The sequence below is a fragment of the Lentzea albida genome (assembly GCF_900111005.1).
Lineage (GTDB): Bacteria > Actinomycetota > Actinomycetes > Mycobacteriales > Pseudonocardiaceae > Lentzea > Lentzea albida.
The window spans coordinates 158660-181901 of sequence record NZ_FOFV01000017.1; the positions used below are offsets into that span (position 1 = coordinate 158660).

The window sequence follows — 23242 nt, forward strand, 5'->3', positions numbered from 1 at the left end:
AGTGGTGATCGGGTGAGCATGAGAGGCGCTCATGACGTTGAACTTCGCCCAGCTCAGGGCGTTCCTCGCCGTGGTGGACGAGGGCGGGTTCGGTGCGGCCGCCGACGCGCTGGGCGTCACGCAGTCCGCGGTGTCGCACGCGGTCGCCTCGCTCGAGCGCACGCTGGGCCACCCCGTGCTGGCGCGGCGAGGGCGGAGCACCCCGACCGCGTTCGGGGAGGAGGTCCTGGCCCACGCCCGCGCCGCGGTGACGGCGTCGGCCGCGATCGCAGACCTGGCCGAGCGCCGGCGCGGTGGAGTTCGCGGCACGATCAGGCTCGCGGCGCCGCCGACCGTCTGCCAGGGCCTGCTGCCCGACCTGCTGGCGCGGTGGGCGACGGCGTTCCCGCAGGTGCGGATCAGGGTGTTCGAGGGAGAGGACGACGAGGTCGCGGAGTGGCTCGCCGGCGGCACGGTCGAGGCCGCGGTCCTCGTCGACCCGCAGCCAGGGCCGGGCGCACAGATCGGTCAGGACGCCTTCCACGCCCTGCTGCGCACCGACCACCCGCTCGCGGGCGAGCCGCGGATCAGCGTCGCGGACCTCGGCGACGACCCGTTCCTGCTGTCGCACGGGGGCTGCGAGCGGCACGTGCGGCAGGCGCACGCGGGTCATCCGTTCACGCCGCGGCACCGGGTGCGCGAACTGGGCACGCTGCTCGCCATGGTCCGCGCGGGCATCGGCGTGTCGCTCGTGCCGGGGCTGGTGGCGTCGATGTTGCCGCCGGACCTGGTGATGCTGCCCCTGCGGGAACAGGTCGTGCGCACGCTCGTCCTCAGCGGCCCGGCCGGCCGCGAGTGGCACCCGGCCGTGACGGCCTTGGTGGACTCGGTGCGCGGTGCCGCGGCAGGGGAACCCGTCCGGGTCTAGTGCGAAGGCGGTACCCGTCGGTGGATCGGACGCCGAGCCGTTCACTCCCAGGGGTTGCTGCCGGACACCGTGGTGGGGGTCGTGTCGGTCACGGCCTGGGCGGTGGTGGCGGCGACGGTCGTGAGGGCCGCGACGGCGAGGGTGACGGCGGCGATCTTGGCGATGACGGTGCGGACCATTTCGGACTCCTCGGGAATTCGTTTCTCCGGCGATGGGACAAACGTTATGGGGCCTGCTAATCCCGGTACTATCACGCGGTTTATCTCGCCACTATCCCGAGGGTGACAACTCCACCAAACCATCTCTGAGCTGCGAAGAAGCGCGATAGCAGCAGTGTTTTGCAGGCGGGATATGTGCCGGGATTGCCGCGTGATAGCGGACGTGCCGACCATTGGCTCGACAAAATCATCCGCCTGAAACGAGGATGCCGAGATGGCCACTCCGCCCGCCTTGGACCCCGGACTCCCGCCCTTCGCCCTGCTCCTGCGCCGGCACCGCAGCCGGGTCGGGTTGACGCAGCGGGAGCTGGCCGACCTGTCGACCGTGAGCGTGCGGGCCATCCGGGACCTGGAGCAGGGGCGGGCGTTGCGGCCCCGGCCGGACACCGTGCGGCTGATCGCCGAGGGGTTGCGGCTCGGCAGCCGGGCCCGGCACGACCTGGAGGTGGCGGCGGACCCGGACCGGCGCGCCGAGGTCGACCCCGCCGCCGCGGTGCCGCCCACCTCGCTGGCCGTGCAGGTCGGCCGGGACGTCGAGACCGGCGCGCTGGCCGCCGAACTGGCCGGCGGGTGCAGGCTCGCGACCGTCGTGGGTCTGCCCGGGGTGGGGAAGACGCGGTTCGCGGCCGCGGTCGCCGAGGTGCTGCACGCCCGGATGCCGGTGCTGTGGGCCGGTGCGGACAGCACTCCGTTGCGGGATCCCAGGCTGGCCGGACTGGTGACGGCGTGGTCCACGGCCGTGCGGACGGGCGGGCGGATCGAGGACGACCTCGCCGAGGTGATCGGTGCCCGGTCCGCGCTGGTGGTGCTCGACGACGTGGATGGGCCGGTCTGCGGGGACGGCGTGCTGCGGCTGCTCGCCGACTGCCCCGGGGTGCGGGTGCTGATCACCGCACCGGCGCCGTGCGGGCTCGCCGGGGAGCGGGTGTTCCTGCTCTCGGGGCTGGAGCCCGCCGACGCGGCTCGGCTGTTGCTCGCCGAGCACCACGAGCCGGTGGACGCGGTCGAGGTCGACCGGTTGTGCCAGGCGCTCGACGGGGTGCCCGCCGCGCTGGCCGCCGTGGGGTCGTGGCTGTCGGTCTACCCGCTGTCGGAGCTGGCCGCCACCGACCCGGCCTGCCTGCTGGACGACGTGCTCGTGCGCGCGCTTGCCGGCGCTGCGGCGCCCTACCGCCGGTTCCTGGAGGACCTGCCGCCGCGGTTCGGACCGTCGGCCGACACCGGGCGCCTGCTGCGCGACCTCCTCCAGCGCGGGCTGGTGCGGCCCGTCGAGACCGGGACCGGGCGCAGCTTCACCGTGTCGCCGTTGATCCGCTCGGTGCTGGCGGCCACGCCCTGACTCGCCTCCGGTCTGCCGCAGCGACTGCCGAGCGAGCCGCGTTCGCCGTGGTGGACTGGGATCCGACGCCGAGCTCCGGGAGCGTGACCGATGGCCGCCATGACCGACAACGGTCCGATAGGGGCCGCGACGGTTCCCCCCGTGCACGCCTTCTTCGTCCCCACCGGCCCGGAGGTGCTCACCGTGTGGCCTCCCACGCCGCACGCCCGCAGGGCGGCGGCGTGGGCGCTGCGGACGCTGGGGTACGACCACCTGGGCGGGGTGGTCTGCCTGATCACCCCCTCCCCCGACGCCCGCGCGGAGTGCCTGGCGACCGCGCTGGCCGTCGCCGACGCCGCGGCCGGAGGACACCGGCCTCCGGGTCCGCTGCCGGACCTCGCGCTCCGCCTGCGGGCCGACCCGGTGCACCTGTGCGGCCTCAGCGCCGCCGCGGGGCTGGCCTGAAACCACGTGGTGAACAGAGGAACGGCCCGGCCCCGTGAAGGAGGCCGGGCCGTTCCTGATGACCGCGTTACCCCGCCACCATCGAACTCGCGGGCACCGACCACCCCGCCGGCGACCACAGGTCCTCAGTGGACAGTGCGGACGGGTGGTACTTGCCCAGCGCGCTGATGAGCAGGCGCAGCTCCAGGGCCATCGCCTCCACCAGACGCGTCAGACCGGAACGCGGGTTCTCGTCGACCGCCAGCAGGGCCGCCCGGCCGAGACCCGTGGCGGTGGCGCCGGCGGCCAGGCACTTCACGGCGCGCAGCCCTTCCCAGACGCGGCCCGACACCAGCAGGCAGCCGCACGGGGAACCGATGCGGCGCAGGCACTCCGCCAGCGGGAGGCCGACACCCGCCAGTGACGCCGTGGGGGCCCAGCCGCTGCCGCCCTCGGCGCCGTCCACGGTGACCGCGTCCGCGCCCGCCTGCCACGCCACGTCCGCCGCCGCGGCGACGTCACGTCCCGGCGGCAGCTTCACCCACACCCGTGCGCGCGGGTAGTTGTTGCGCATCAGGCGCACCTGCTGCCGGAGGATCTCCTCCGTGAACGTGCCGGGGCTCGCGCTGCGCAGCACCCGGTCTCCCAGCGGTTCCAGGGCGTACTGGCCCGCCAGGCGGTCCGCCGCGTCGCCGTCGACGACGGTCAGCCCGCCGAGGCCGGGTTTGGCGCCCTGACCGACCTTGAGCTCGAACCCCAGCCGACCGGAGTCCAGCAGCGACCGCGTCGCCGGGTCGCTGTAGACGCGGTTCCAGACCTCGGCGTCGGCGTCCTCCGTGCTCTGCTGCACCACGACCCCGCCCGCGCCGTCCGGGGCGTGGTCGGCGTAGGCGGAGATCCGTGCCAGCAGGGACCGTTCGCCGGTGTAGCCGTCGACCGGGACGACGTTCTCGCCGACCACCATCGGGATGCCGAGAGCACCCGCCTGGGCCGCGGCGGCCAGGCCCAGGTCCGTGCCCACCGCGCGGGTCGAGCCGAACGCCGACAGGTACAGCGGGAGGCGTGCGGTGAAACCACCGACGGTCGTCGCCAGGTCCACGTCGCCGTGCAGGGGCTCACGGGCCAGGTCGATGAGCTTCTCCAGCCGCAACGGCATGAACACCGGGGGCACCAGGCGGGCGGCGTCGAGGGCGTCGGCGGGCGCGGGACCCACCGGTTCGCCCAGCAGCGCGCTGCCGTAGTCCGACAGCGACGGGAAGGCCGCCGCGGCACCGGTGCGGGCCCGTTCCCGGACGGCCTGCTCCGGGAACGTGCCGGCGCGCAACGCGGTCACGGGGACACCACGCCGGGGATCTTCGGGAACGCGCTCGCCTGCCAGACCGAATCCAGCCCGCACAGGTAGCGGACCAGGCGCTCCAGACCGATGCCGAAGCCCGCGCTGGACGGCACGCCCTCGCGCACCATCTTCAGGTACCACGCGTACTTCGCGGGGTTCTCCCCGGTTTCGCGCATCCTGGCGACGATGGCGGCGTACTCGTGTTCGCGCTCGCTGCCGCTGCACAGCTCGCCGTAGCCCTCGGGGGCCAGCAGGTCGAAGTTGAGCAGCCGTCCGGGGTTCGCCGGGTTCTCGCGGTCGTAGAAGCCGCGCGAGCCCTTGGGGTAGTCCGTCACGAAGAACGGGCTGCTGGACTTGGACGACAGCAGCGCCTCCCCCGTCCAGTCGATCTCCGCGTCGGGGTTCTGGTCGTGGCCGAACCCGTGCAGGTCGGCGACCGCGGTGGCGTGGGTGCGCCGCTCGAAGCCGCGGCCGGACACCAGGTCCGTGAAGGCGTCCGGATCACGGCCCAGGACCCCCAGCTCGGCGACGCAGTGCTCCACGACCCGGCGCACGACGTGCACCACGAGGTCCTCGGCCACCCGCGTCGCGTCGTCACGGGAGGCACCGGCGACCTCGACGTCGATCTGGTGGAACTCGGCGAGGTGCCTGCTGGTCGAACTGGTCTCCAGCGGCTCCAGGCGCACGTTGGGGGCGATGCAGAAGATCCGGTCGAACGCGGTCAGCGACGCCTGCTTGTAGAGGATGGCGCTGGTCATCAGCTTGTAGCGGTGACCGTAGTAGTCGACGTCGACCTGCTTGGCCCCGCGCGCGCCGGGGTCGGTGACCGGGCCGATGACCGGGGGCAGCATCTCGGTGAAACCCCGCCCTCCCAGGTGTTCGCGGACGGCGTCGAGCACGCGGTGCTGCACGCGCAGCACCGCGCGGGTGGCCGGGGAGGTCAGGTGGGCGCGCGGATCCGCCGGCGCCGGGGTGGTGGTGTCCATCGTGGTCACTCCTTGGGGACGGGGATCAGCCTCGGTCGAAGGTGCGCTCGACGTGGGTGAGCGAGCGCAGGAGCTCGTCGGCGGTGTGGTCGGCGGCGGGGACGGCACGGCCCGCGGGCAGCGGCAGGGCGCCGGTGCGCGACCACTGCAGCCGCCCGTCGCCGTCCACGAACGCCCTGGTGCGCCCGGCGTTGTCCTGGTGCAGGCAGTAGGGCACGTCGAGGTAGCCGCGCTCGACCGCGCGGACCAGGGCGATGCCGACGTCGGGTGCGAGGTCGAGCACGGCCTCGACGAGCGCGCGGGCCTCGGCGAGCACGCCCGTGTCCTCGACCTCGCCACCCGGCCGGGCGCGCGCCGCCGCGGCCGCGGCCGTCACCAGTGCGGCGACGTTCTCCGCGACGGTGGGGATGCGGTGCGCCTCCGCCGTCGTCTTGACGATCAGCCGTTCCGCCCCTGTGCGCACGGCCAGTTCGGCCGAGCGTTCCAGCAGGGCGGTCGCGCCGTGCGGGGTGCGCGGGAACACGCCCATGTACGTGTACAGCACGACGTGCCAGTCCACATCGGACAGGTGTTCGGCGGCGAGGGTGCGCAGGGCGGCCACGGCCTCGGCGTCCTGGTCGGCGTCGGTCTGCTGGGCGTAGCTCAACGACATGCTGTCCACGCCGTGCTGGCGGAAGAACAGGCCCTCCAGAACACTGATCGCCACCAGCAGGCTCGGCGGGCAGAGCTGGCCCATCATGCAGCCGCCGAACGACTCCAGGTGCGGGCGGGCGCCGCGTTCGCGGGCGTCGGAGAGCAGCAGGCAGGACTCGGCCCACGCGCGCACCGACTCGGCGACCGGAACGCGGCTGTAGGGCAGGCAGTACGACAGCGGCCCGCCCTCCGTCGCGTCCAGACCGGCGGCCAGCAGGGCCGCGACGATCTTCTGCGGGCACGCCGAGCCGTGGCGCACCTGCACCGGGAAGTCCGGTTCGCGCAGACCGTCCAGCACGGCCCTGGTCGTCTCGGGCGGGTGGGCGGCGATGGGATAGCCGTTGAGCTCGGCGCCGGTGTCCAGGGCCTTGCGCACCGCGCGGTGGTCCCCCACGCGCGTGAAGCTGTCGACCGTGATCGTGCCCGCCGCCCGCACCCCGGCTCCGCGCACCGCGGCGAGTCCGGCCCGCATCCGCGCCGGTCCGGCGACGCCCATCCTGGGCTGCACGACCAGTTCGCCCGCGGCGGCGGCGCGGGCGACGAACTCGCCGAACGAGCCACCGGTCACGACCGCACCCCCGCGGCGAGCCGGTCGACGTAGCGGCGGAAGGCCGGGATGGCGTCGCCGTCCTCGAACACCGCGTCGAACCCGGCGGCCAGCAGGACCTCCTCGCGGCCTCCCGCGCCGTCGACGCCGAGCTTGCCGCCGATCACGACCGGGGTGCTCGCGAGGCGTGCGCGCAGCGGTCCGATGACGCGCCGGGCGTCCTGGAAGCCGTGCCCGTTCACGCTGCTGATCACGACGAGGTCCGGTGCCGCCTGTCCGCACCGGGACGTCAGCATCCCGTCGGGGACGCACGCGCCCAGGTTGGTCACGCGGTGACCCATCTCCTCCAGCACCAGCTGCAGGTACACGAGGTTCCAGGTGTGCGCGTCGGAGGCGAGCCCGGAGACCACGATGTCGAGGCGGGCTGAGTCCGTCCGGGCGGCGTCCAACTCCATGGGGGCGAGCTCCCTTTGTCGCGCGGGTGTTTCCCTGTCCCGAACGTAGGAGCCGCGCCCGGCGCCTCAAGGCAGCGGCGACGGCAGCCTTCCGGCAGTTGGCGCTATCGGGAAGGCGGATCGAAGTAGTAGAAACGTCGGCTGCAGAGCAAAAGGCCCTCGTCCGACAGGGTCACCACGTCGGCGAACTCGGCCGGGTCGGGGCACTCCGCGTCCGGAGGAGGGGTGTAGCGGCCGACGACGACCACGGTGTCCTTGTCCGCCACCAGTTTGTGGATGTGGTGGCGGCCGCGCAGGGCCGGCAGGGCGGTCAGCAGCCCGACGGTGTGGTCGCGGCCGTGCCCCGCAGGCGCGTCACAGCGTTTGAGCTGCATGTCCGGATGCAGCAGGGAGGCGTACCCGTCCAGGTCCCCCGTGTCCAGGTAGTGGTAGGAGAGGCGGACGTGGTCGGCGCCTGCGGCGGTGCTCATGGCGGTTCTCCTCACGCGATGCGCCACAACCGTCCCGCCGCCGGGCAACCTGCCGATATCTTCCCGCTATCGCGGGGGCTTGTCCTCCTCCGTGATCATGTGCTTACCCTCGGGGCATCGCAGATCCGGAAAGGGTGGCCGCGCGCTATGTCCCCAGGGGGTTTCCGGGTTCTCGGCCCGGTGGAGGTCGACGGTCTCGGCGGCGCGGCGCGGATCCCGCCGGGCAGGCAGCAGGTGATCCTCGGGCTGCTGCTCGTGGAGGCGGGCCGGGTGGTGAGCACGGCGACGCTGGTCGACGCCCTGTGGGACGAGAACCCCCCGGACACCGCCCGCACGCAGGTGCAGATCTGCGTCTCCCGGCTGCGCCGCACGCTCGACACCGCCGGCATGTCCGCGGTCATCGACACCCGCCCGCCGGGCTACCAGCTGCGGCTCAACGGGGACGCGCTGGACCTCGCCGAGTTCCTCACCCGCACCGCCGAGGCCCGCGTGCTGGCCAAGGAGGGCCGTGCCGCCGAGGCGGCCGCGCTGCTGCGGGAGGCCGCGGCGCTGTGGCGCGGGCCGTGCCTGGGCGGGGCTCCCAACCGGTCGCTGCGCACCCGCGCGATGCGGCTGGACGAGGACCGGCTCACCTGCGTCGAGGACTACCTGGAACTCGAACTGGAACTGGGCCAGCACCACCAGCTCGTCGGGGAGGTCACGCGCCTGGTCCACGAGCACCCGTTGCGGGAACGGCCACGCGCCCTGCTGATGCTCGCGCTGCACCGCTCCGGAAGGCAGGCCGAAGCCCTCGACACCTACCGCGCCGGCCGGACCCTGCTGGTCGAGGAACTGGGCCTGGAGCCCGGCGAACGGTTGCGGGAGCTGGAGGCGGCGATCCTCGCCGGCGAGACCCCGGCCAAGTCCCAGGCCGAGCCGGCGCCGAAGGCCGACGAGGTCGTGCGCACAGCACGGCCGCGGCAGCTACCCGCCGACACCGCCGACTTCGTCGGTGACGAGGAGATGCTGCGGGGCGCGGAGTCCGTGCTCGTCGGCGACGCCGCGCGGTCGGCCGTGGGGGTCGTCGTGATCACCGGACGGCCCGGCGTCGGCAAGAGCACGGTCGCCGCCCACCTCGCGCACCGGGTGGCGCAGGAGCACTTCCCCGACGGACAGCTCTACTGCGACCTGCACGGCACCGGTTCGCCGTCCACTGTGGACGACGTGTTGGGCCGTTTCCTGCTGGCGCTGGGGATTCCCGGGCCGGTGATCCCCGACGGCGTGGACGCCAGGCTGGAGATGTACCGGACACTGCTGGCCGACCGGCGGGTGCTGGTCGTGCTGGACGACGCGGCCACCGAGGGCCAGGTCCTGCCGCTGCTGCCGGGCAGCAGCACGTGCGCGGTGGTGGTGACCAGCCGCTCGCGGCTGACCGGTCTGCCCGGCGCCCGCCAGGTCGAGCTCGACGTCCTCGACACCGGCCAGTCGCTGCGCCTGCTGGGCCTGGTCGTCGGGGAGCACCGGGTGGCCCGCGAGCCCGAGGCCGCCGAGGCGCTGGTGCGCACCGTCGGCGGACTGCCGCTGGCGTTGCGGATCATCGCGGCCCGCCTCGCCGCACGTCCACATTGGACGCTCGCGTCGATGGTGCTCCGGCTCGCCAGCGAACGGCACCGCCTCGACGAGCTCGCCCACGGCGAGCTGACCATCCGCGCCAGCCTCGCGCTGACCCACGACGGCCTCGACCGCCGCTCCCGCCTGCTGTTCGGCCTGCTGAGCCTCGCCGAGGGCCCCGCCGTCCCCGGCTGGGTCGCGGGTGCGGTCCTGGACGACGACAGGCCGTTCCCGTCGGACCTGCTCGAGCCGCTGGTGGACGTCCAGGTGCTCGACGTGGTCTCGGTGGAGCCGACCGGCGAGTTCCGCTACCGCTACCAGGACGTCCTGCGCCTGTTCGCGAGGGAGAAGGCGGCGGAGGAGATCCCCGCCGCCGACCGCGCCGCCGCCGTGTCCCGCCTGCTCGGCGGGTGGCTCTCCCTGGCGGAGCAGGCACACCGCGACATCTACGGCGGTGACTACACCGTGCTGCACGGAACCGCACCGCGCTGGCGTCCGCCGACGGCCCAGACCGATCCCCTGGAGTGGCTGGACGGCGAGCTGGAGAACCTGTGCGCGGCCGTCCACCAGGCAGCCACCGCGGGCCTCGACGAGCTGTGCTGGGACCTCGCGGTCACCTCGGTCACGCTGTTCGAGTCACGCGGCTACCTCGACGACTGGGAGCGGACCCACGCCGAGGCCCTGGCCGCCGTCCGTGCAGCGGGCAACAAACGCGGCACCGCGGCGGTCCTGAGCTCGCTGGGCACCCTGCACATCAACCGAGGCCGCCTCGACGCCTCCCGCGACGCGCTCCTCCCGGCCGTGGAGCTGTTCGAGGAACTGGGCGACACGCACGGCCTGGCCCTGTGCCACCGCGACCTGGCGCTGATCGCCCGAAACACCGGCGACGACACCACCGCCCTGCGCCTGTACGACCGTTCGCTCGCCGGCTACACGTCGGTCGACGACGTGGTGGGCCGCGCGATCGTCCTCACCCAGCGCGCGTTCATCCTGGCGGGCGACGGCGAGATCGCCCGAGCCCGCACCGACCTCGCCGAGGCGATGGCGGTCCACGAGTCCGTGGGGTACACCGGGGGCGCCGCCCGCACGCTCAACCGCATCGGCCAGGTCCAGGCGATGGCGGGCGAGCACGCCGAGGCCGCCGCGACGATGCGGCGGGTGCTGGACATGGTGCGGGAGACCCGTGACGTGATCGGCGAGGGGCAGCTGTTGCGGAACCTGGGTCAGGTGAGTGCGGCCGCCGGTCGTTACGGGGAGGCCCGGGCCTATCTGGAGGAGGCTCTGGCTGTTCGCGAGCGGATCCTGGACCACGGGGCCGCGTCGACGATTCGGGCGGAGTTGGCGGCGTTGCCGGAGAGGGAGGGGCAGACGCTGGTGGCGGCGGGCTGACCATCGGGTGTGGCGGGAGAACAGGATGGTGGAACGGCCCGCGGGCTGAGCCGGTGTGGTGTGGGCCGGTGAGGTGGGATGGCGGAGCTGGGACGGCGAGGGTGACGAGTCCTCGGCCCCGTCCCCCACGCCAACCTCCCACACCCCATCACACCCCGGCGGGAACCGGTTCCAGCGCCGGGATGTGCCGCGGCAGCGACCGCCACACCTCCTCGGTGTAGAAGTGCCCACCGGGCAACTCCACGTGCCGGTACTCCCCGCCGGCCAGCGCCCGCCACTGCGCCGCCGTGTCCGCGACGATCACGTCGTCGTCGGCCCCCGTCAGCACCTGCAGCGGCACGTTCACCGTCGTCCCGTCGGTGTAGGCGAACGTGTCCCGCACCCGGATGTCGGCCCGCATCAGCTCCAGCGCCATCTCGCGCAGCTCCTCGTTGCCGAGGACGTAGTCGGCGAGCAGCCCGTTGACCGTCATCCACGAAAGCAGCCCGGCATCGGTGTCGCTTTGCGCGGGGAACATGTCGCGGGGCGTCAGGCCCCTGCTCGGCGCGTTGGCCGACGACACCACCAGGGCGTCCGGGCTGCGGCCGCCCAGGCGCTCGATCCTGGCGGCCACGTCGAACGCCATCCAGCCGCCCATGCTGTGTCCGAAGAGGACGTACGGGCGGGTCGCCGCCGCGAGCACGGCCTGAGTGGCGTCGGCTGCCAGGGCCTGCCAGTCCTCGGCGTGGTCCTCGAGGAACCTGCCGTCGCGGCCCGGGTAGCAGATCGCGGCGAGTTCCACGTCCGCCGGCAGGACGTCGGCCCAGGGCAGGTACGGGCCGGCGCCGCCGCCGCAGAACCCCAGGCACACCAGCGACCGCGTGGCCTCCGGCTTGCGGCGGGGTCGGACCACCACGTTGTCGATGTTGTCCACCAGTCCTCCTAGACGCGCAGGGACTCGACGTGCCGGGCGAGGTCGGTCAGGCGGGGGTGGCGGTAGACGTCGCGGGTGGACATCTTGAGGCCGAAGGTCTTCTTCACCTTCGACACCACCCGCAGCGCGACCAGGGAGTGGCCGCCGAGGGCGAAGAAGTCGTCGTCGGCGTTGACCGAGTCGCGGCCGAGGACCTCGGCCCACACCTGGGCGATGAACTGCTCGAACTCGCCCTCCGGTGCGGTGCCCGACTGTGCGGGTGGCGCGGGCAGGGCGGCGGTGTCGAGCTTGCCGCCCGGGGTCAGCGGCAGCGCGGCGACCTCGACGAACGCGGTCGGCACCATGACCTCCGGCAGCGCTGCCGCGGCGTGCTCGCGCAGCCCCTCCGCGCCCGCCAGGCCCGACGGCACGTAGTAGGCGACCGGCTGGCCGCCCAGGTCGTCGCGGACCACGACCGCGGCCGCGGCGACGGCGGGTGAGGACCGCACGACGGTCTCGATCTCGCCCAGCTCCACCCGGTGGCCGCGGATCTTCACCTGGCGGTCGGCACGGCCGTGGAACTCCAGCAGGCCGTCCTCGGTGCGGCGCACCAGGTCGCCGGTGCGGTACATGCGCCCACCGGCCTCGCCGGAGGGGTCCGGCAGGAAGCGGGCACCGGTCAGGCCGGAGCGGCCGAGGTAGCCGTGGGTGACGCGCGGGCCGGCGACGTACAGCTCGCCGATCTCGCCGTCCGGGACCTCGCGCAGCTTCGCGTCGAGCACCAGGAGCCGGTTGCCGGGCAGCGCGTCCCCGATGGTCGGGTCGTCGCCCTCGACGACGGCGACCGTCGTGTCGACGGTGCACTCGGTCGGGCCGTAGAGGTTGAACGCCTCCACGGTGTCGGCGGCGGCCAGTTCCCGCCACACCGGCACGCTGATCGGCTCGCCGCCGATGAACAGGCGCAGCCGCCTGCCGTCGGGGCGTCCGGGCAGCAGGTGCTCGCGCAGCATCTCCCAGTGCGTCGGCGTCATGTCCACATCGGACACGCCGCACTCGTCGAGCCACGCGGCCAGCTTGGCGGGCTCGGTGCGGTGCGCGTCCTCCAGCACGACGATCGTGTCGCCGCGGCAGATCCGGGCCCACTGCTGCACGGACGCGTCGAAGGACGCACTCGCGTTCCACGCGACGACAGAGGGTTCGGCCGAGTACACGGCCATCTGCTCCAGTCCGTCCACAAGGGACGCGACGCCGCCGCGAGTGGCCTGGACGCCCTTGGGCAACCCGGTGGAGCCGGAGGTGTAGATGACGTAGGCGGCGTCGTCGGCCGACACTGCCAAGTCGCTGAACGCACCGGTGCCGACGACCAGGTCCTCCGGCGTCACGGTCGTGCGCACCGCGGCGTCCGACGCCATGTGCGCCAAGCGGTCCGCCGGGTAGGCCGGGTCGAGCGGCACGTACGCCGCGCCGGCCCGCCACACCGCCAGCAGCGCGACGAGGAGCCCGCTGCCGCGCGGCACGCTCACGCCCACGCGGTCGCCGCGGACCACTCCACGCTCGACCAGCACGGCGGCCAGCGCGGCCGTGCGCGCCTCCAGTTCGGCGAAGGTCAGCGCGCCGGCGGTGTCGCGCACGGCGATCCGCTCGGGCGCCGTCCGCACGACGTCGTGGAAGCGGGACAGCAGGTCTCGGCCCGTCATCGGCCCACTCCGCTCATCGGGGTGGCCGACGGGGCGACGGTCGGCGCGCAGTCCAGCACGGAGACCGGCTCGCCCATGGCGACGACGATCTTGCGGTCGCCGCGGAACGGGTCGCGGCCGTGCGTCGAGAGGATGTTGTCGACCAGCAGCAGGTCGCCGCGGCCCCAGCGGCGGCGGGTCGTGGCGACCTCGTAGGCGGCCTGGATGGTGGCGAGCTCCTCGCGGCTGAGCACCGTGCCGTCGCCGAAGGCGGTGTTGAACGGCAGGTCCTCGACGCCGAACTCGTCGACCAGCGCGTCGCGCAGCTCCTCGTCGAGCGCCCACTCGTTCCAGAACGCCATGTGGTTGAACCACACCTCGGCGCCGGTCACCGGGTGCGAGATGATCCCGGGACGCAGCTGGGTGGTGCGCAGGTGGCCGTCGGACTGCCACTGGCACGAGACCAGGTTCTCCGCGCCGTACGCCTCCACCTCCTCCTTCGTGGTGGCGGCGAACGCGGTCTGCCACGACGTGGAGATGTGCTCGGAGTAGCTGCGGTTGAGCAGCCAGCCGACCTTCCGCATCTTGGCGACCAGCTCCGCCGGCAGCGACGCGAGCACCTCGCGGCAGTCGGCCACCGGCGTCGCGCCGCCCTCCGGCGGGGCGATCAGGCAGGCGAACATGAGCAGGCCGGGGAACGTCAGCGTGTAGCTGTTCTCGTTGTGCATGTGGATCGGCTGCGCGGCGGGCAGGTCGGTCGACGAGAAGACGCCGTTGCCGAAGTCGCTGCGCGGGGTGGCCTTCTCGCGGTACGGCGTGCGCTCGGGCATGAGCGTGTCGCGCACGAGGCCGAAGTCGTCGACGTCGTGCACGGGCAGGCCGCGCACGTACAGCGCGGCGTGCTCGTGCAGCAGGCCGCGCAGGGCGTCGGCGTTGGCCCGCAACCACTCCGTGGCCTGCTCGATCGTGTGCACGTTCTCGGCGTCGACGGTGGCGGGCGCGCCGGGCTCGATCGTGACCACCAACGGCGCCGTACCTGACAAAGCGGTGGGGCTCATCGCACTTTCCTCTCTGCTGGCGTGGTGCCGACGCTAGGGAGGCCGCGAACCGTTGTGCGGCAGGCGGTGCGGCAGCTGCTGGGGCAGGTGGCTGCTTCCGCCAAGGTGCCGCTCGACCTGCCGATCCGGCCGTCGGGGCGCGCCTAGCTTTCGTCTCGAACGTCCACCGCGCACACCGATCCGGAGGGTGACATGTCGCTGCACGAGGAGGTCGGCCGCATCGCGACCGCCGCACCGGATCGCACCGCGGTGCGAATCGGGGGGAGGTCGACCGGCTACGCCGAGCTCGACCGGACGGCGGGCGCGCTGGCCGCGGAACTCACCGGCGCGGGCCTGCTGCCCGGCGGCGTCGTCGCGGTGCGCAGCCGGTCGCGGGCCGACTACGTGACCGCGATGCTCGCGGTGTGGCGGGCCGGTGGCGTGTACCTGCCGCTCGACCCGGAAGCGCCCGTCGGACGCACGCGGGACATGGTCGGGGACGCCGGCGCGACCCTGATCGTCGAGGACGGTGTCGTGCGCAGGACCGGGATCGCCGCTCGCGGCACGACCGCCGGCCTGGCCTACCTGATCTACACCTCGGGCACCACCGGGCGCCCCAAGGGCGTGGCCGTCGACCACGCGGCGTTGGCCGCGCACGTTCCCGCCATCGCGGAGCGCTTCGGGATCACCGGCCAGGACGTCGTCCTGCAGCTCGCGGGCCCGTCGGTCGACGTCGCCGTCGAGCAGGTGCTGACCGCGCTCACCGCGGGCGCCTGCCTGGTGCTGCCCGAACGGCGGTTGCTGTCGGTCGACGAGCTGCTGGGCCTCGTCGAGGACGAACGGGTCACCGTCGCCAACCTCCCCGCGGGCTACTTCCACGACTTCACCGCCGCCCTGGACCGGGTGCCGCCGTCGTTGCGCACCATGGTCTCCGGCAGCGACCGGCTGTCCCCGGCCGCGGCGGCCGAGTGGACCCGGCGCACCGGCGTGCGGCTGCTCAACGCCTACGGCCCCACCGAGACCGTGATCACCGCGACCGTGCACGAGACGGCCGGCGAGACCGGTTCGGTGCCGATCGGCACGCCCGTCGGCGGGCGGCGCGCGCACGTCCTCGACGGCCTGCGCCCGAGCGACGAGGGCGAGCTGTACCTCGGCGGCCCCGAGCTCGCCGTGGGGTACCTGGGCAGCGCGGCGCTGACGGCCGCGCGCTTCCTGCCCGACCCGTCCGGCCCGCCCGGATCGCGCATGTACCGCACCGGCGACACCGTCCGCCGCGGCGCCGACGGCGTGCTCGACTTCGTCGGCCGCGGCGACGACCAGGTCAAGGTCCGCGGCTACCGCGTGGAGCTGGGCGAGGTGCAGCACGCCCTCGCCGCGCACCCGGCCGTGGAGACCTGCGCGGTCGTCCCCCACGGCACCGGCCTCGCCGTCTACGTCACCGGCACCACCGACACCGCCGAGGTGCGCGACTTCCTCGCCCGGCGGCTGCCCGCGCACATGGTCCCGGCCTCGGTGACCCCGCTCGACCGGTTGCCCCTCACCGACGGCGGCAAGGTCGACCGCGCCGCGCTGCCCGCCCCTGTCTCCGCCTCCGCCGAACCCGTCGCCGACGACGCGCCCCGTGACCAGACCGAGCAGCTGCTCGCCGGGATCTGGGCCGACGTCCTGGGCGTTCGCCGGGTGGGCGCGCACGACAACTTCTTCCACCTCGGTGGTGACTCGCTGACCGCCGTCCGGGTCGCGAGCCGCGTGTTCGAGGCGTTCGGACCGGTCTCGCCGTACCTGGTCTTCGAGGCGCCCACGCTCGCCGGGTTCGCCGCCGCGCTGCGTGCCGGGTCGACGCCGGCCCGCCCCGGACCGGTCGCCCGGCCCGGTGCCCCCGCGCCGTTGTCGCGGTTCCAGCGCGGGCTGTGGCTGCGCGAGTGCTGGGAGCCGGGCGGCTCGGTCTACAACGTGCCGTGGCTGTTCCAGTTCTCCGGGCCGCTCGACACCTCCGCGTTGCGCCAGGCGTTGCAGGCGGTGGCCGACCGGCACGACGCGTTGCGCTCGAACGTCCGCACGGACGCGGACATGGCACCGGTGCTGGTCGTCCACGACCACGTCGAGGTGCCGTTCACCGAGACCCGCGCGGAGCTCGAGGAGCAGGTCGCCGTCGTGGCACAGCTCCCGTTCGACCTGGCCGAGGGGCCGCTGCTGCGCGCCCACCTGGTCCACACCGGCGATGACGAGGCGACCCTCGTGCTCGTCGTGCACCACATCGTCTGGGACGAGGGATCGCTGCGGGTGCTCGACCGCGAACTCCGCGAGTGCTACCTCGCCGCCGTCGAGGGCCGCTCGCCGCAGCTGCCCGAACTGGCCGTCCAGTACAGCGACTACGCGCGTTGGTCCGCGGAGGACGAGTCCGATGTGGACTACTGGGTCGAGCACCTGCGCGGCGCGCCTTCCGCGCCCGCCATCGGCCCGGACCGCGGCGGCGGCGCGGGCACCGGACGCGGCGAGGTCCTGCCCTTCGCCTTCGAACCCGAACTGGCCGAGGGGGTGCGCGCGCTCGCCCGTGCCGCCGGCGCGACTCCGTACCTCGTCCTGCTGGCCGCCCTCGTCGAGGTGCACCGGCGTCGCGGGATCGAGGACGTCGTGATCGGCACGCCGGTCAGCGTCCGCGACCGCGCCGAGCTCGACGCCCTCGTCGGCTACTTCATCAACCTGGTCCCGCTGCGGTTCCGGCCCGAAGGCGAGGAACTGACCGGCCGCGACCTGCTCGACCACGTCCGGTCGGTGGCGCTCGACGGCTTCCGCCACCAGGGCGTGCCGTTCGAGGAGATCGTCGCCGCGACGTCCGGCGAGCGCGACGGCGGGGGCACTCCCCTGTTCCAGCTCGTGTTCGAGATGCACACCGCCGACGCCGCCACGGCCCCGTACGGCGCTGTCGAGATGCGGAAGCGGTTGCACGCCAACGAGTTCTCCCGGTTCGACCTGTCCTGGTCGGTCGAGGACGACGGCGTCGGCCTCCACGGCCGCGTCGAGTACGCCGCCGACCTGTTCGACCGCGCGACCGCCGCGGCGCTGGGCGCGCAGTGGCGGGCGGTCGTCGAGGAGCTGGTCGCCGACGTCGACGCGGAACTGCCCCTGCCGGCCGTGCCCGTCGACATCGACACCCCGGTGCACGTCCGCATCGCCTCGCAGGCCGAGCGGACCCCGGACGCGATCGCCCTGGTGTCCGGCGCGGAGTCGCTGACCTACGCGGAACTCGACGTGAGCGCCGACCGCGTGGCCCGGCACCTGCGCGGACTCGGGGTCGCTCCCGGTGACGTGGTGGCGGTGCGCATCCCGCGTGACACGGCGCTCGTCGTGGCGTTGCTCGCCGTGCTCAAGGCCGGGGCGGCGTACACCTTGCTCGACCCGGACCTGCCCGCCGCCCGCCAGGAGCAGGTGATCGCGGACGCGGGAGTGCGCCTGGTGGTCACCGCCGAGATCGTGGCCGGGGCCGTGGGCGGCGATCAGGACTTCGTCGTTCCGGTCGACGCGGACGCCGTCGCCTGCGTCATGTACACCTCCGGCTCCACCGGCCGCCCCAAGGGCGTCGCCGCGACCCACCGGGCGCTCGCGGCCACCTACAGCGGCCAGGACTACGCCGGGTTCGGCCCCGACGAGGTGTGGTTGCAGTGCTCGCCGGTCTCGTGGGACGCGTTCGGGCTGGAGCTCTACGGGGCGCTGATGTTCGGCGGGACCTGCGTGCTGCACCCCGGCCAGCGGCCCGACCCGCAGACGATGGTCGAACTGGTCGCGCGGCACGGGGTCACGCAGCTGCAGCTGTCGTCGAGCCTGTTCAACTTCCTGGTCGACGAGCTGCCGGAGGTGTTCGCCGGCCTGCGGGTGGCGTTCACCGGCGGCGAGCGCGCCTCGGCCGCCCACATCGCCCGCCTCGCCGAGCGGTACCCGCACGTGCGGGTCGTGAACGGCTACGGGCCCGTGGAGAGCATGGGCTTCACCACGACCCACGACGTGGTGTCGGCCGATCCCACCGCGGCCGTGCCGATCGGCAAGGCCGTGGCGCACAAGGGAGTCCGCGTCCTCGACGACAAGCTGCAGCCCGTCTGCGGCACCGAACTCGGCGAGATCTGGGTGACCGGCGCGGGCCTCGCGCTGGGTTACGTCGCCCAGCCCGGCATCACCGCCGGCCGCTTCCTGCCCGACCCGCTCGGTCCGCCGGGGTCGCGGATGTACCGCACCGGTGACATCGGCGGCTGGAACCCCGACGGCACGCTGGCCATCACCGGCCGCGCCGACGACCAGGTCAAGATCCGCGGGTTCCGGGTGGAGCCCGGCGAGGTGGCGGTCGTGCTGGCGGGATGCCCCGGGGTCGGCGACTGCGCGGTCGTGGCGCACGAGCCCGAACCCGGCCGGCCGCGTCTCGCCGCCTACGTCACCGCACTCGGCGACGTCGTCCCGGACCTCGCCTCGGTGCACGACTTCCTGACGGGCCTGCTGCCCGACTACATGTTGCCGTCCAGCGTGACCGTCCTCGACGCGCTTCCGTTGACCGCCAACGGCAAACTCGACCGGGCCGCGCTCCCCGCTCCCGCCGAGACCGTCGTCCTGTCGGGCGGGCAGGTCACGACCGACGCCGAACGGCTGGTGGCACGGGTGTGGGCCGAAGTGCTCGGGCTCGCCGAAGTGGGCCCAGACGACAACTTCTTCCGCGTCGGCGGCAACTCCCTCGCCGCCGTCCGCGTCGCCATGCACCTGTCCAGCGCGACCGGGTCCCGCGTCCTGCCCCGGCAGGTGTTCGCCGCACGGACCGTCAGCGCCCTCGCCCGCACGCTCGAGACGACTGGAGCAGCACAGTGAGCACCACGACGCCGGTCTCCGGCCTGCAGCGCGGCCTGTGGTTCATGGACCGCTGGACCCCGGGCTCCTCCGCCTACCTCGTGCCGTGGGTCTTCTCGTTCGACGGCGCCGTGGACGCCTCCGTCCTGCACCGCGCGCTGCTGGTGCTGGTCGAACGGCACGAGGCCCTGCGCACCACGTTCGACCTCGGCACGGACGGTCCCGTTCGGACTGTCCACTCCGGAGCGCGGCTGCCGTTCTCCTCGGTCGTCGTGGACGGGCCGGCCGAGCTGCGGTCGTTGCTGGACCGCGAGACCCGCACCGGCTTCGACCTGGCAGAGGGACCGCTGCTGCGGGCCACCTTCGCGACCGGCCCCGGGGTGGCGGACACGCTCGTGCTGGTCGTGCACCACATCGTGTGGGACGGCTGGTCGGCCGGCGTGTTCGAGCGAGAGCTGGCCGAGGTCTACAACGCCCTGACCGAGGACCGCGACCCGGAACTCGTTCCGCTGATCGCCGCCGCTGAGACCGCGACGTCCGGCGACGCGCTGGCGTACTGGACCGAACGGCTCGCCGGCGCGCCCGCCGAGCTGACGCTGCCCACCGACCGCCCGCGCCCGCCCACCCGAACCTTCGCCGGCGGCACCGAGCCGTTCGGCCTGCCGGCGGGCACCGCCGCCCGCATCGGCGACCTGGCCGCCGACCTCGGCGCGACACCGTTCGTGGTGCAGGTGGCCGCGTTCGCCGCACTGCTGCACCGCTACACAGGTGCGCGGGACCTGGTGGTCGGCACCCCGGTCACCACCCGCGACCGCCCCGAACTGGCCGGCGTCGTCGGCTACTTCGTCAACATCATCGCCCTGCGCCTGACCATCGACCCCGCCGCCACCTTCGCCGACCTGGTCGAGCAGGTCCGCGACGCCGCCTTCGACGCCTACGCGTACCTGGACGTCCCGTTCGACGAGGTCGTCGACGCGCTGGCGTTGGAGCGCTCGGCCCGGCACGCACCCCTGGTGCAGGTCGTCTTCGGCGCGCACGCCGAGGACCCGTCGCCGCTGCGCTTCGGCGCGGCCACCGCCACCCGGCGCATGCACCACAACGGCACCAGCAAGTTCGACCTGACGTGGTCGACGTTCGACGACGGCGAGCTGCGCGGGGAGGTGGAGTACGCCACGGACCTGTTCGACCGGGAGACCGTGCTGCGGATGGCGGGCCACTGGCGCACGCTGCTCGCGGCGGCGCTGGACGCGCCGGAGGTGGCGCTGTGGCGGCTGAGCCCGCTGGACGCGGCGGAGAGGGCGGCGGCGCTGGCACCGCCGCGCTCCGCATGGGCCGCCGCCGCGCCGCCCACTCCCCTCCCCCTGCACCGCGCGTTCGAGGCCGCCGCCGACGCCCACCCCGACCGCCTCGCCCTCACCCACGGCGACCGCTCCTGGACCTACGCCGAACTCGACGCCGCCGCCAACCGCGTGGCTCACACACTGGCCGCCGACGGCGTCCGCAGGGGCGACCGGGTCGGCGTGCTGCTGGAGCGGGGCGAACGGGTCGTCACCGCCATCCTCGGCGCCCTCAAGGCCGGCGCCGCCTACGTGCCCGTCGACCTGACCACCCCGCAGGACCGCGCCGACTTCGTCTTCAGCGACACCGGCGTGGACGTGGTCGTCACCGACGACTACCTGACCCACCCGCGCCTCGACGAAGCACCAGAACACCGCCCGGACACCCACGTCGACCCGGCCGACCTCGCCTACATCATCTTCACCTCAGGCTCGACCGGCCGCCCGAAGGGCGTCGCGGTCTCGCACGAGCACGTCGGCAGGTTGATGCGCTCGGGCCACGACCACTTCGACTTCGCCGAGACCGACGTGTGGACGCTGTTCCACTCCTACGCGTTCGACTGGACGGTCTGGGAGCTGTGGGGCCCGCTGCACCACGGTGGGCGGCTGGTCGTGGTGCCGCGGGTGGTCAGCCGGTCGCCCGAGGCGTTCGCGGACCTGCTGGCCAGCGAAGGCGTCACCCGGTTGTGCCTGACGCCGTCGGCGCTGCGGACGCTGGAGGGCGTGCTGCGCTCGTGGCCGCTTCCGTTGCCCGCGTTGCGCTCCGTCATGCTCGGTGGTGAGGCGCTCGACCCGGCCGTGGTCCGGCGTTGGTTCGCGTTGGAGCACTGCCCGCCCGCCGTGCTGTGCAACCTCTACGGCATCACCGAGACCACGGTGCACGTCACCACGCTCGACCTGCCGGACGCCAGCACGTTCCAGCGCAGCCTGGTCGGCGAACCCATGCCGCACCTGTCGGCGCTGGTGCTCGACGAGCGCCTGCAGCCGTGTCCGGTCGGCGTCGCCGGCGAGCTGTACGTCGGGGGCGGGTCGCTCGCCAACGGGTACTGGGGGCGGCCGTCGCTCACCGCGCGGCGGTTCCTGCCCGACCCGTACGGCGTCGTGCCCGGCGGACGGCTCTACCGCACCGGGGACGTCGCGCGGCGGCTGGCCGGTGGTGGTCTGGAGTACGTGGGCCGGTGCGACGACCAGGTCAAGGTCCGCGGGTTCCGCATCGAGCTCGGCGAGGTCGAGGCCGCCGTCACCAGCCACCCCGCCGTCACCTCGTGCGTGGTGACGGTGCACGACAACAGCCTCGCCGCGTACGTCACGGTCGATGGCGACGCACCGTCTTACGCCGAGCTGCGTGCGTTCCTGGCCGCGACCCTGCCCGAGCACATGATCCCGGCGACGGCGACCGTGCTCGCGGTGATCCCGCTGACCGTCAACGGCAAGGTCGACCGGGCCGCGCTGCCCGCTCCCGACCTCGGGTCGGTGCGCGACGCCGACGCGCACGTCGAGCCCTCCACGCCGCAGGAACACGCGCTCGCCGAGGTCTACGCCGAGGTGCTCGGGGTCGACGGGGTGGGCGCCGGGGACAACTTCTTCCACCTGGGCGGCGACTCCATCCGCGCCGTCCACCTGGCGGGGAAGCTGCGTGAGCGCGGCTGGACGCTGGAGCTGCCGGACCTGTTCGGCGCGCCGACGCCGGCCGAGCTCGGCCCGCTGCTGAAAACCTTGACCAAGAACGAAAAGCAGTCCGCACCGTTCGACCTGGTGTCCGAAAAGGACAGGGAAGCGCTGCCCGACGACGTCGTGGACGCCTACCCGATGGTCGCCATGCAGATGTCGATGATCTTCCACATGGAACTGTCCGACGACGCGGGCGGCTACCACAACGTCAACAGCTACCGGGTCGCCGGCACGCTCGACGAGACCGCGCTGCGCCGGGCCGTCGAGGACGCCATGACCCGCCACCCCGTCCTGCGGACCACACTCGACGTCTCGCGCTACAGCGAGCCGCTCCAGCTGGTGCACGCCGAGGCGCCGGTCCCGGTGCACGTCGCCGACCTGCGCGGGCTGAGCACCGACGAGCAGGACGCCGCGGTCGCCGAGGTGTTCGACGACAACGTCGCCGCGCGGTTCGACCTGCGCACCGCCCCGCTGTTCCGGATCACCGCCCAGCACCTCGCCGACGACGCCTTCCAGCTCACGGTCGCCGAGCACCACGCCATCCTCGACGGCTGGAGCTTCACGTCGCTGCTCGCCGAGGTCCTGGAACGCCACAGCGCTCTCGCCGCCGACCCGAACAGCACACCGCTGCCGCTCCCGCGGTCGACCTTCCGCGAGTTCGTCGCCGTCGAGAAAGAAGCGCTGGCCTCGCAGGAGAGCGAGCGGTACTGGAAGTCCACACTGGACGGAGCGAGCGGCGCGATCTGGTCCAGCGGCCCGCCCGAGCTCGACGAGCCGGAGATCCCGCGCACTATCGAGCGCGTCCTGCCCGGCGCCGACGCGGTGCTGCGCGACACCGCCCGCCGGCACGGCGTCACGGTGAAGACCGTCGGCCTCGCCGCACACGTCGCCGCGCTGCACCGGATCACCGGCCTGGCGCGCTTCGTCACCGGACTGTCGGTCAACGGCCGGCTCGAGACCGACGGCGGCGCCGAGGCGTACGGGCTGTTCCTCAACACCGTCCCGCTGGTGGTCGACCACACCGACAACGGCGCCGCCCTGGTCAAGGCGATGCACGAGGCCGAGGCGGCGATGCTCCCCCACCGCCGCATGCCGTTCGCCCGGATCGCCCGCCACCTCGCCGACACCCGGCTGGAGGCCTGCTTCGCCTTCCTGCGCTTCCACTCGCTGGGCAGGCTGGCCGACTCCCCCACGAAACTGCTCGACGACCGCATCGGCTGTGAGCCGACCATGCGCTACGAGCCCACCAACTTCGCCCTCGGCGCCGCTCTGGTGCAGGACCCCTCGTCGGCACGCGTGCTCCTCGCCGTCGACCACCTGCCCTCCGTCGTTCCCGACGACGTCGCCGACGCCTACGCCGACGCCTACGCCGAGGCGCTGCACGTGCTCGCCGAGGACACGGACTCACTGGTTCCGGCGTTCGCCCGCTAGCCCCAGATTTTCCCGTTG

At 73.6% G+C, this 23242-nt stretch carries 15 protein-coding genes; 6 read left to right on the forward strand and 9 right to left on the reverse strand.

All coding sequences use genetic code 11. The annotated features are described in order from the left end of the window. Positions 1 to 31 precede the first annotated feature (31 nt). Positions 32 to 907 (forward strand): LysR family transcriptional regulator, encoded by an 876-nt coding sequence (locus BMY74_RS34075; RefSeq protein WP_089922741.1) that lies wholly within the window; start codon positions 32 to 34, stop codon positions 905 to 907. A 41-nt stretch (positions 908 to 948) separates the two neighbouring features. Here BMY74_RS34075 and BMY74_RS45405 read toward each other — a convergent pair whose 3' ends face one another. Further along, complete coding sequence (locus tag BMY74_RS45405; RefSeq protein ID WP_177230061.1) at positions 949 to 1086, reverse strand: hypothetical protein; 138 nt, start codon at positions 1084 to 1086, stop codon at positions 949 to 951. Between the two features lie 253 nt (positions 1087 to 1339). On the opposite strand from BMY74_RS45405, the gene BMY74_RS34080 reads away from it, so the two are divergent. Then, positions 1340 to 2464 (forward strand): helix-turn-helix domain-containing protein, encoded by a 1125-nt coding sequence (locus tag BMY74_RS34080; protein WP_089922743.1) that lies wholly within the window; start codon positions 1340 to 1342, stop codon positions 2462 to 2464. 90 nt (positions 2465 to 2554) lie between these two features. After that, entirely contained in the window at positions 2555 to 2908 is a 354-nt protein-coding gene (locus BMY74_RS34085; RefSeq protein ID WP_089922746.1) for a hypothetical protein, read from the forward strand. Positions 2909 to 2975: 67 nt separating this feature from the next. Here BMY74_RS34085 and BMY74_RS34090 read toward each other — a convergent pair whose 3' ends face one another. The 5 genes from BMY74_RS34090 to BMY74_RS34110 form a co-directional block, all read right to left on the reverse strand. After that, positions 2976 to 4220: a glutamate synthase-related protein gene (locus BMY74_RS34090; RefSeq protein WP_089922751.1), complete on the reverse strand. Its 1245-nt coding sequence runs from the start codon at positions 4218 to 4220 to the stop codon at positions 2976 to 2978. Beyond that, the gene (locus BMY74_RS34095; RefSeq protein WP_089922754.1) at positions 4217 to 5209 is read right to left on the reverse strand and encodes an asparagine synthetase A; all 993 of its coding nucleotides are present in this window, start codon (positions 5207 to 5209) and stop codon (positions 4217 to 4219) included. Before BMY74_RS34095 ends, BMY74_RS34090 begins: the two co-directional genes overlap by 4 nt. Before the next feature lie 25 nt (positions 5210 to 5234). After that, positions 5235 to 6470, reverse strand: a complete 1236-nt coding sequence (locus BMY74_RS34100) for a methylaspartate mutase (RefSeq protein WP_089922757.1) — start codon at positions 6468 to 6470, stop codon at positions 5235 to 5237. Next, a complete protein-coding gene (locus tag BMY74_RS34105) occupies positions 6467 to 6904 on the reverse strand; it encodes a cobalamin B12-binding domain-containing protein (RefSeq protein ID WP_089922760.1) in 438 nt (145 codons plus the stop codon). The genes BMY74_RS34100 and BMY74_RS34105 overlap by 4 nt, the downstream gene beginning before the upstream one ends. A 104-nt stretch (positions 6905 to 7008) precedes the next feature. Continuing rightward, on the reverse strand, positions 7009 to 7374 hold the full coding sequence (locus BMY74_RS34110) for a nuclear transport factor 2 family protein (RefSeq protein ID WP_089922762.1): 366 nt from the start codon (positions 7372 to 7374) through the stop codon (positions 7009 to 7011). A 147-nt stretch (positions 7375 to 7521) separates the two neighbouring features. On the opposite strand from BMY74_RS34110, the gene BMY74_RS34115 reads away from it, so the two are divergent. Further along, positions 7522 to 10353, forward strand: coding sequence for an AfsR/SARP family transcriptional regulator (locus BMY74_RS34115; RefSeq protein WP_089922764.1), 2832 nt, complete (start codon positions 7522 to 7524; stop codon positions 10351 to 10353). Positions 10354 to 10501: 148 nt separating this feature from the next. Here the strand turns inward: BMY74_RS34115 and BMY74_RS34120 are convergent, their stop codons facing one another. Genes BMY74_RS34120 through BMY74_RS34130 form a run of 3 tightly spaced genes read right to left on the reverse strand, consistent with a single transcriptional unit; the run spans position 10502 to position 13979 of the window. Further along, positions 10502 to 11266: a thioesterase II family protein gene (locus BMY74_RS34120; RefSeq protein ID WP_089922766.1), complete on the reverse strand. Its 765-nt coding sequence runs from the start codon at positions 11264 to 11266 to the stop codon at positions 10502 to 10504. 8 nt (positions 11267 to 11274) lie between these two features. Next, a complete protein-coding gene (locus BMY74_RS34125) occupies positions 11275 to 12942 on the reverse strand; it encodes a non-ribosomal peptide synthetase (RefSeq protein ID WP_089922769.1) in 1668 nt (555 codons plus the stop codon). After that, positions 12939 to 13979, reverse strand: coding sequence for a TauD/TfdA family dioxygenase (locus BMY74_RS34130; RefSeq protein WP_089922771.1), 1041 nt, complete (start codon positions 13977 to 13979; stop codon positions 12939 to 12941). The genes BMY74_RS34125 and BMY74_RS34130 overlap by 4 nt, the downstream gene beginning before the upstream one ends. A 192-nt stretch (positions 13980 to 14171) precedes the next feature. On the opposite strand from BMY74_RS34130, the gene BMY74_RS34135 reads away from it, so the two are divergent. Beyond that, positions 14172 to 18806, forward strand: a complete 4635-nt coding sequence (locus BMY74_RS34135) for a non-ribosomal peptide synthetase (protein ID WP_089922773.1) — start codon at positions 14172 to 14174, stop codon at positions 18804 to 18806. After that, a complete protein-coding gene (locus tag BMY74_RS34140) occupies positions 18803 to 23224 on the forward strand; it encodes an amino acid adenylation domain-containing protein (RefSeq protein WP_245786505.1) in 4422 nt (1473 codons plus the stop codon). Before BMY74_RS34135 ends, BMY74_RS34140 begins: the two co-directional genes overlap by 4 nt. Positions 23225 to 23242 lie beyond the last annotated feature (18 nt).

Coding starts and splice junctions, on each gene's coding strand:
- BMY74_RS34080 (WP_089922743.1), top strand. CDS start 1,340: ATGGCCACTCCGCCCGCCTTGGACCCCGGACTCCCGCCCTTCGCCCTG.
- BMY74_RS34115 (WP_089922764.1), top strand. CDS start 7,522: ATGTCCCCAGGGGGTTTCCGGGTTCTCGGCCCGGTGGAGGTCGACGGT.
- BMY74_RS34085 (WP_089922746.1), top strand. CDS start 2,555: ATGGCCGCCATGACCGACAACGGTCCGATAGGGGCCGCGACGGTTCCC.
- BMY74_RS34095 (WP_089922754.1), bottom strand. CDS start 5,209: ATGGACACCACCACCCCGGCGCCGGCGGATCCGCGCGCCCACCTGACC.
- BMY74_RS34110 (WP_089922762.1), bottom strand. CDS start 7,374: ATGAGCACCGCCGCAGGCGCCGACCACGTCCGCCTCTCCTACCACTAC.
- BMY74_RS34130 (WP_089922771.1), bottom strand. CDS start 13,979: ATGAGCCCCACCGCTTTGTCAGGTACGGCGCCGTTGGTGGTCACGATC.
- BMY74_RS34125 (WP_089922769.1), bottom strand. CDS start 12,942: ATGACGGGCCGAGACCTGCTGTCCCGCTTCCACGACGTCGTGCGGACG.
- BMY74_RS34105 (WP_089922760.1), bottom strand. CDS start 6,904: ATGGAGTTGGACGCCGCCCGGACGGACTCAGCCCGCCTCGACATCGTG.
- BMY74_RS34135 (WP_089922773.1), top strand. CDS start 14,172: ATGTCGCTGCACGAGGAGGTCGGCCGCATCGCGACCGCCGCACCGGAT.
- BMY74_RS45405 (WP_177230061.1), bottom strand. CDS start 1,086: ATGGTCCGCACCGTCATCGCCAAGATCGCCGCCGTCACCCTCGCCGTC.
- BMY74_RS34075 (WP_089922741.1), top strand. CDS start 32: ATGACGTTGAACTTCGCCCAGCTCAGGGCGTTCCTCGCCGTGGTGGAC.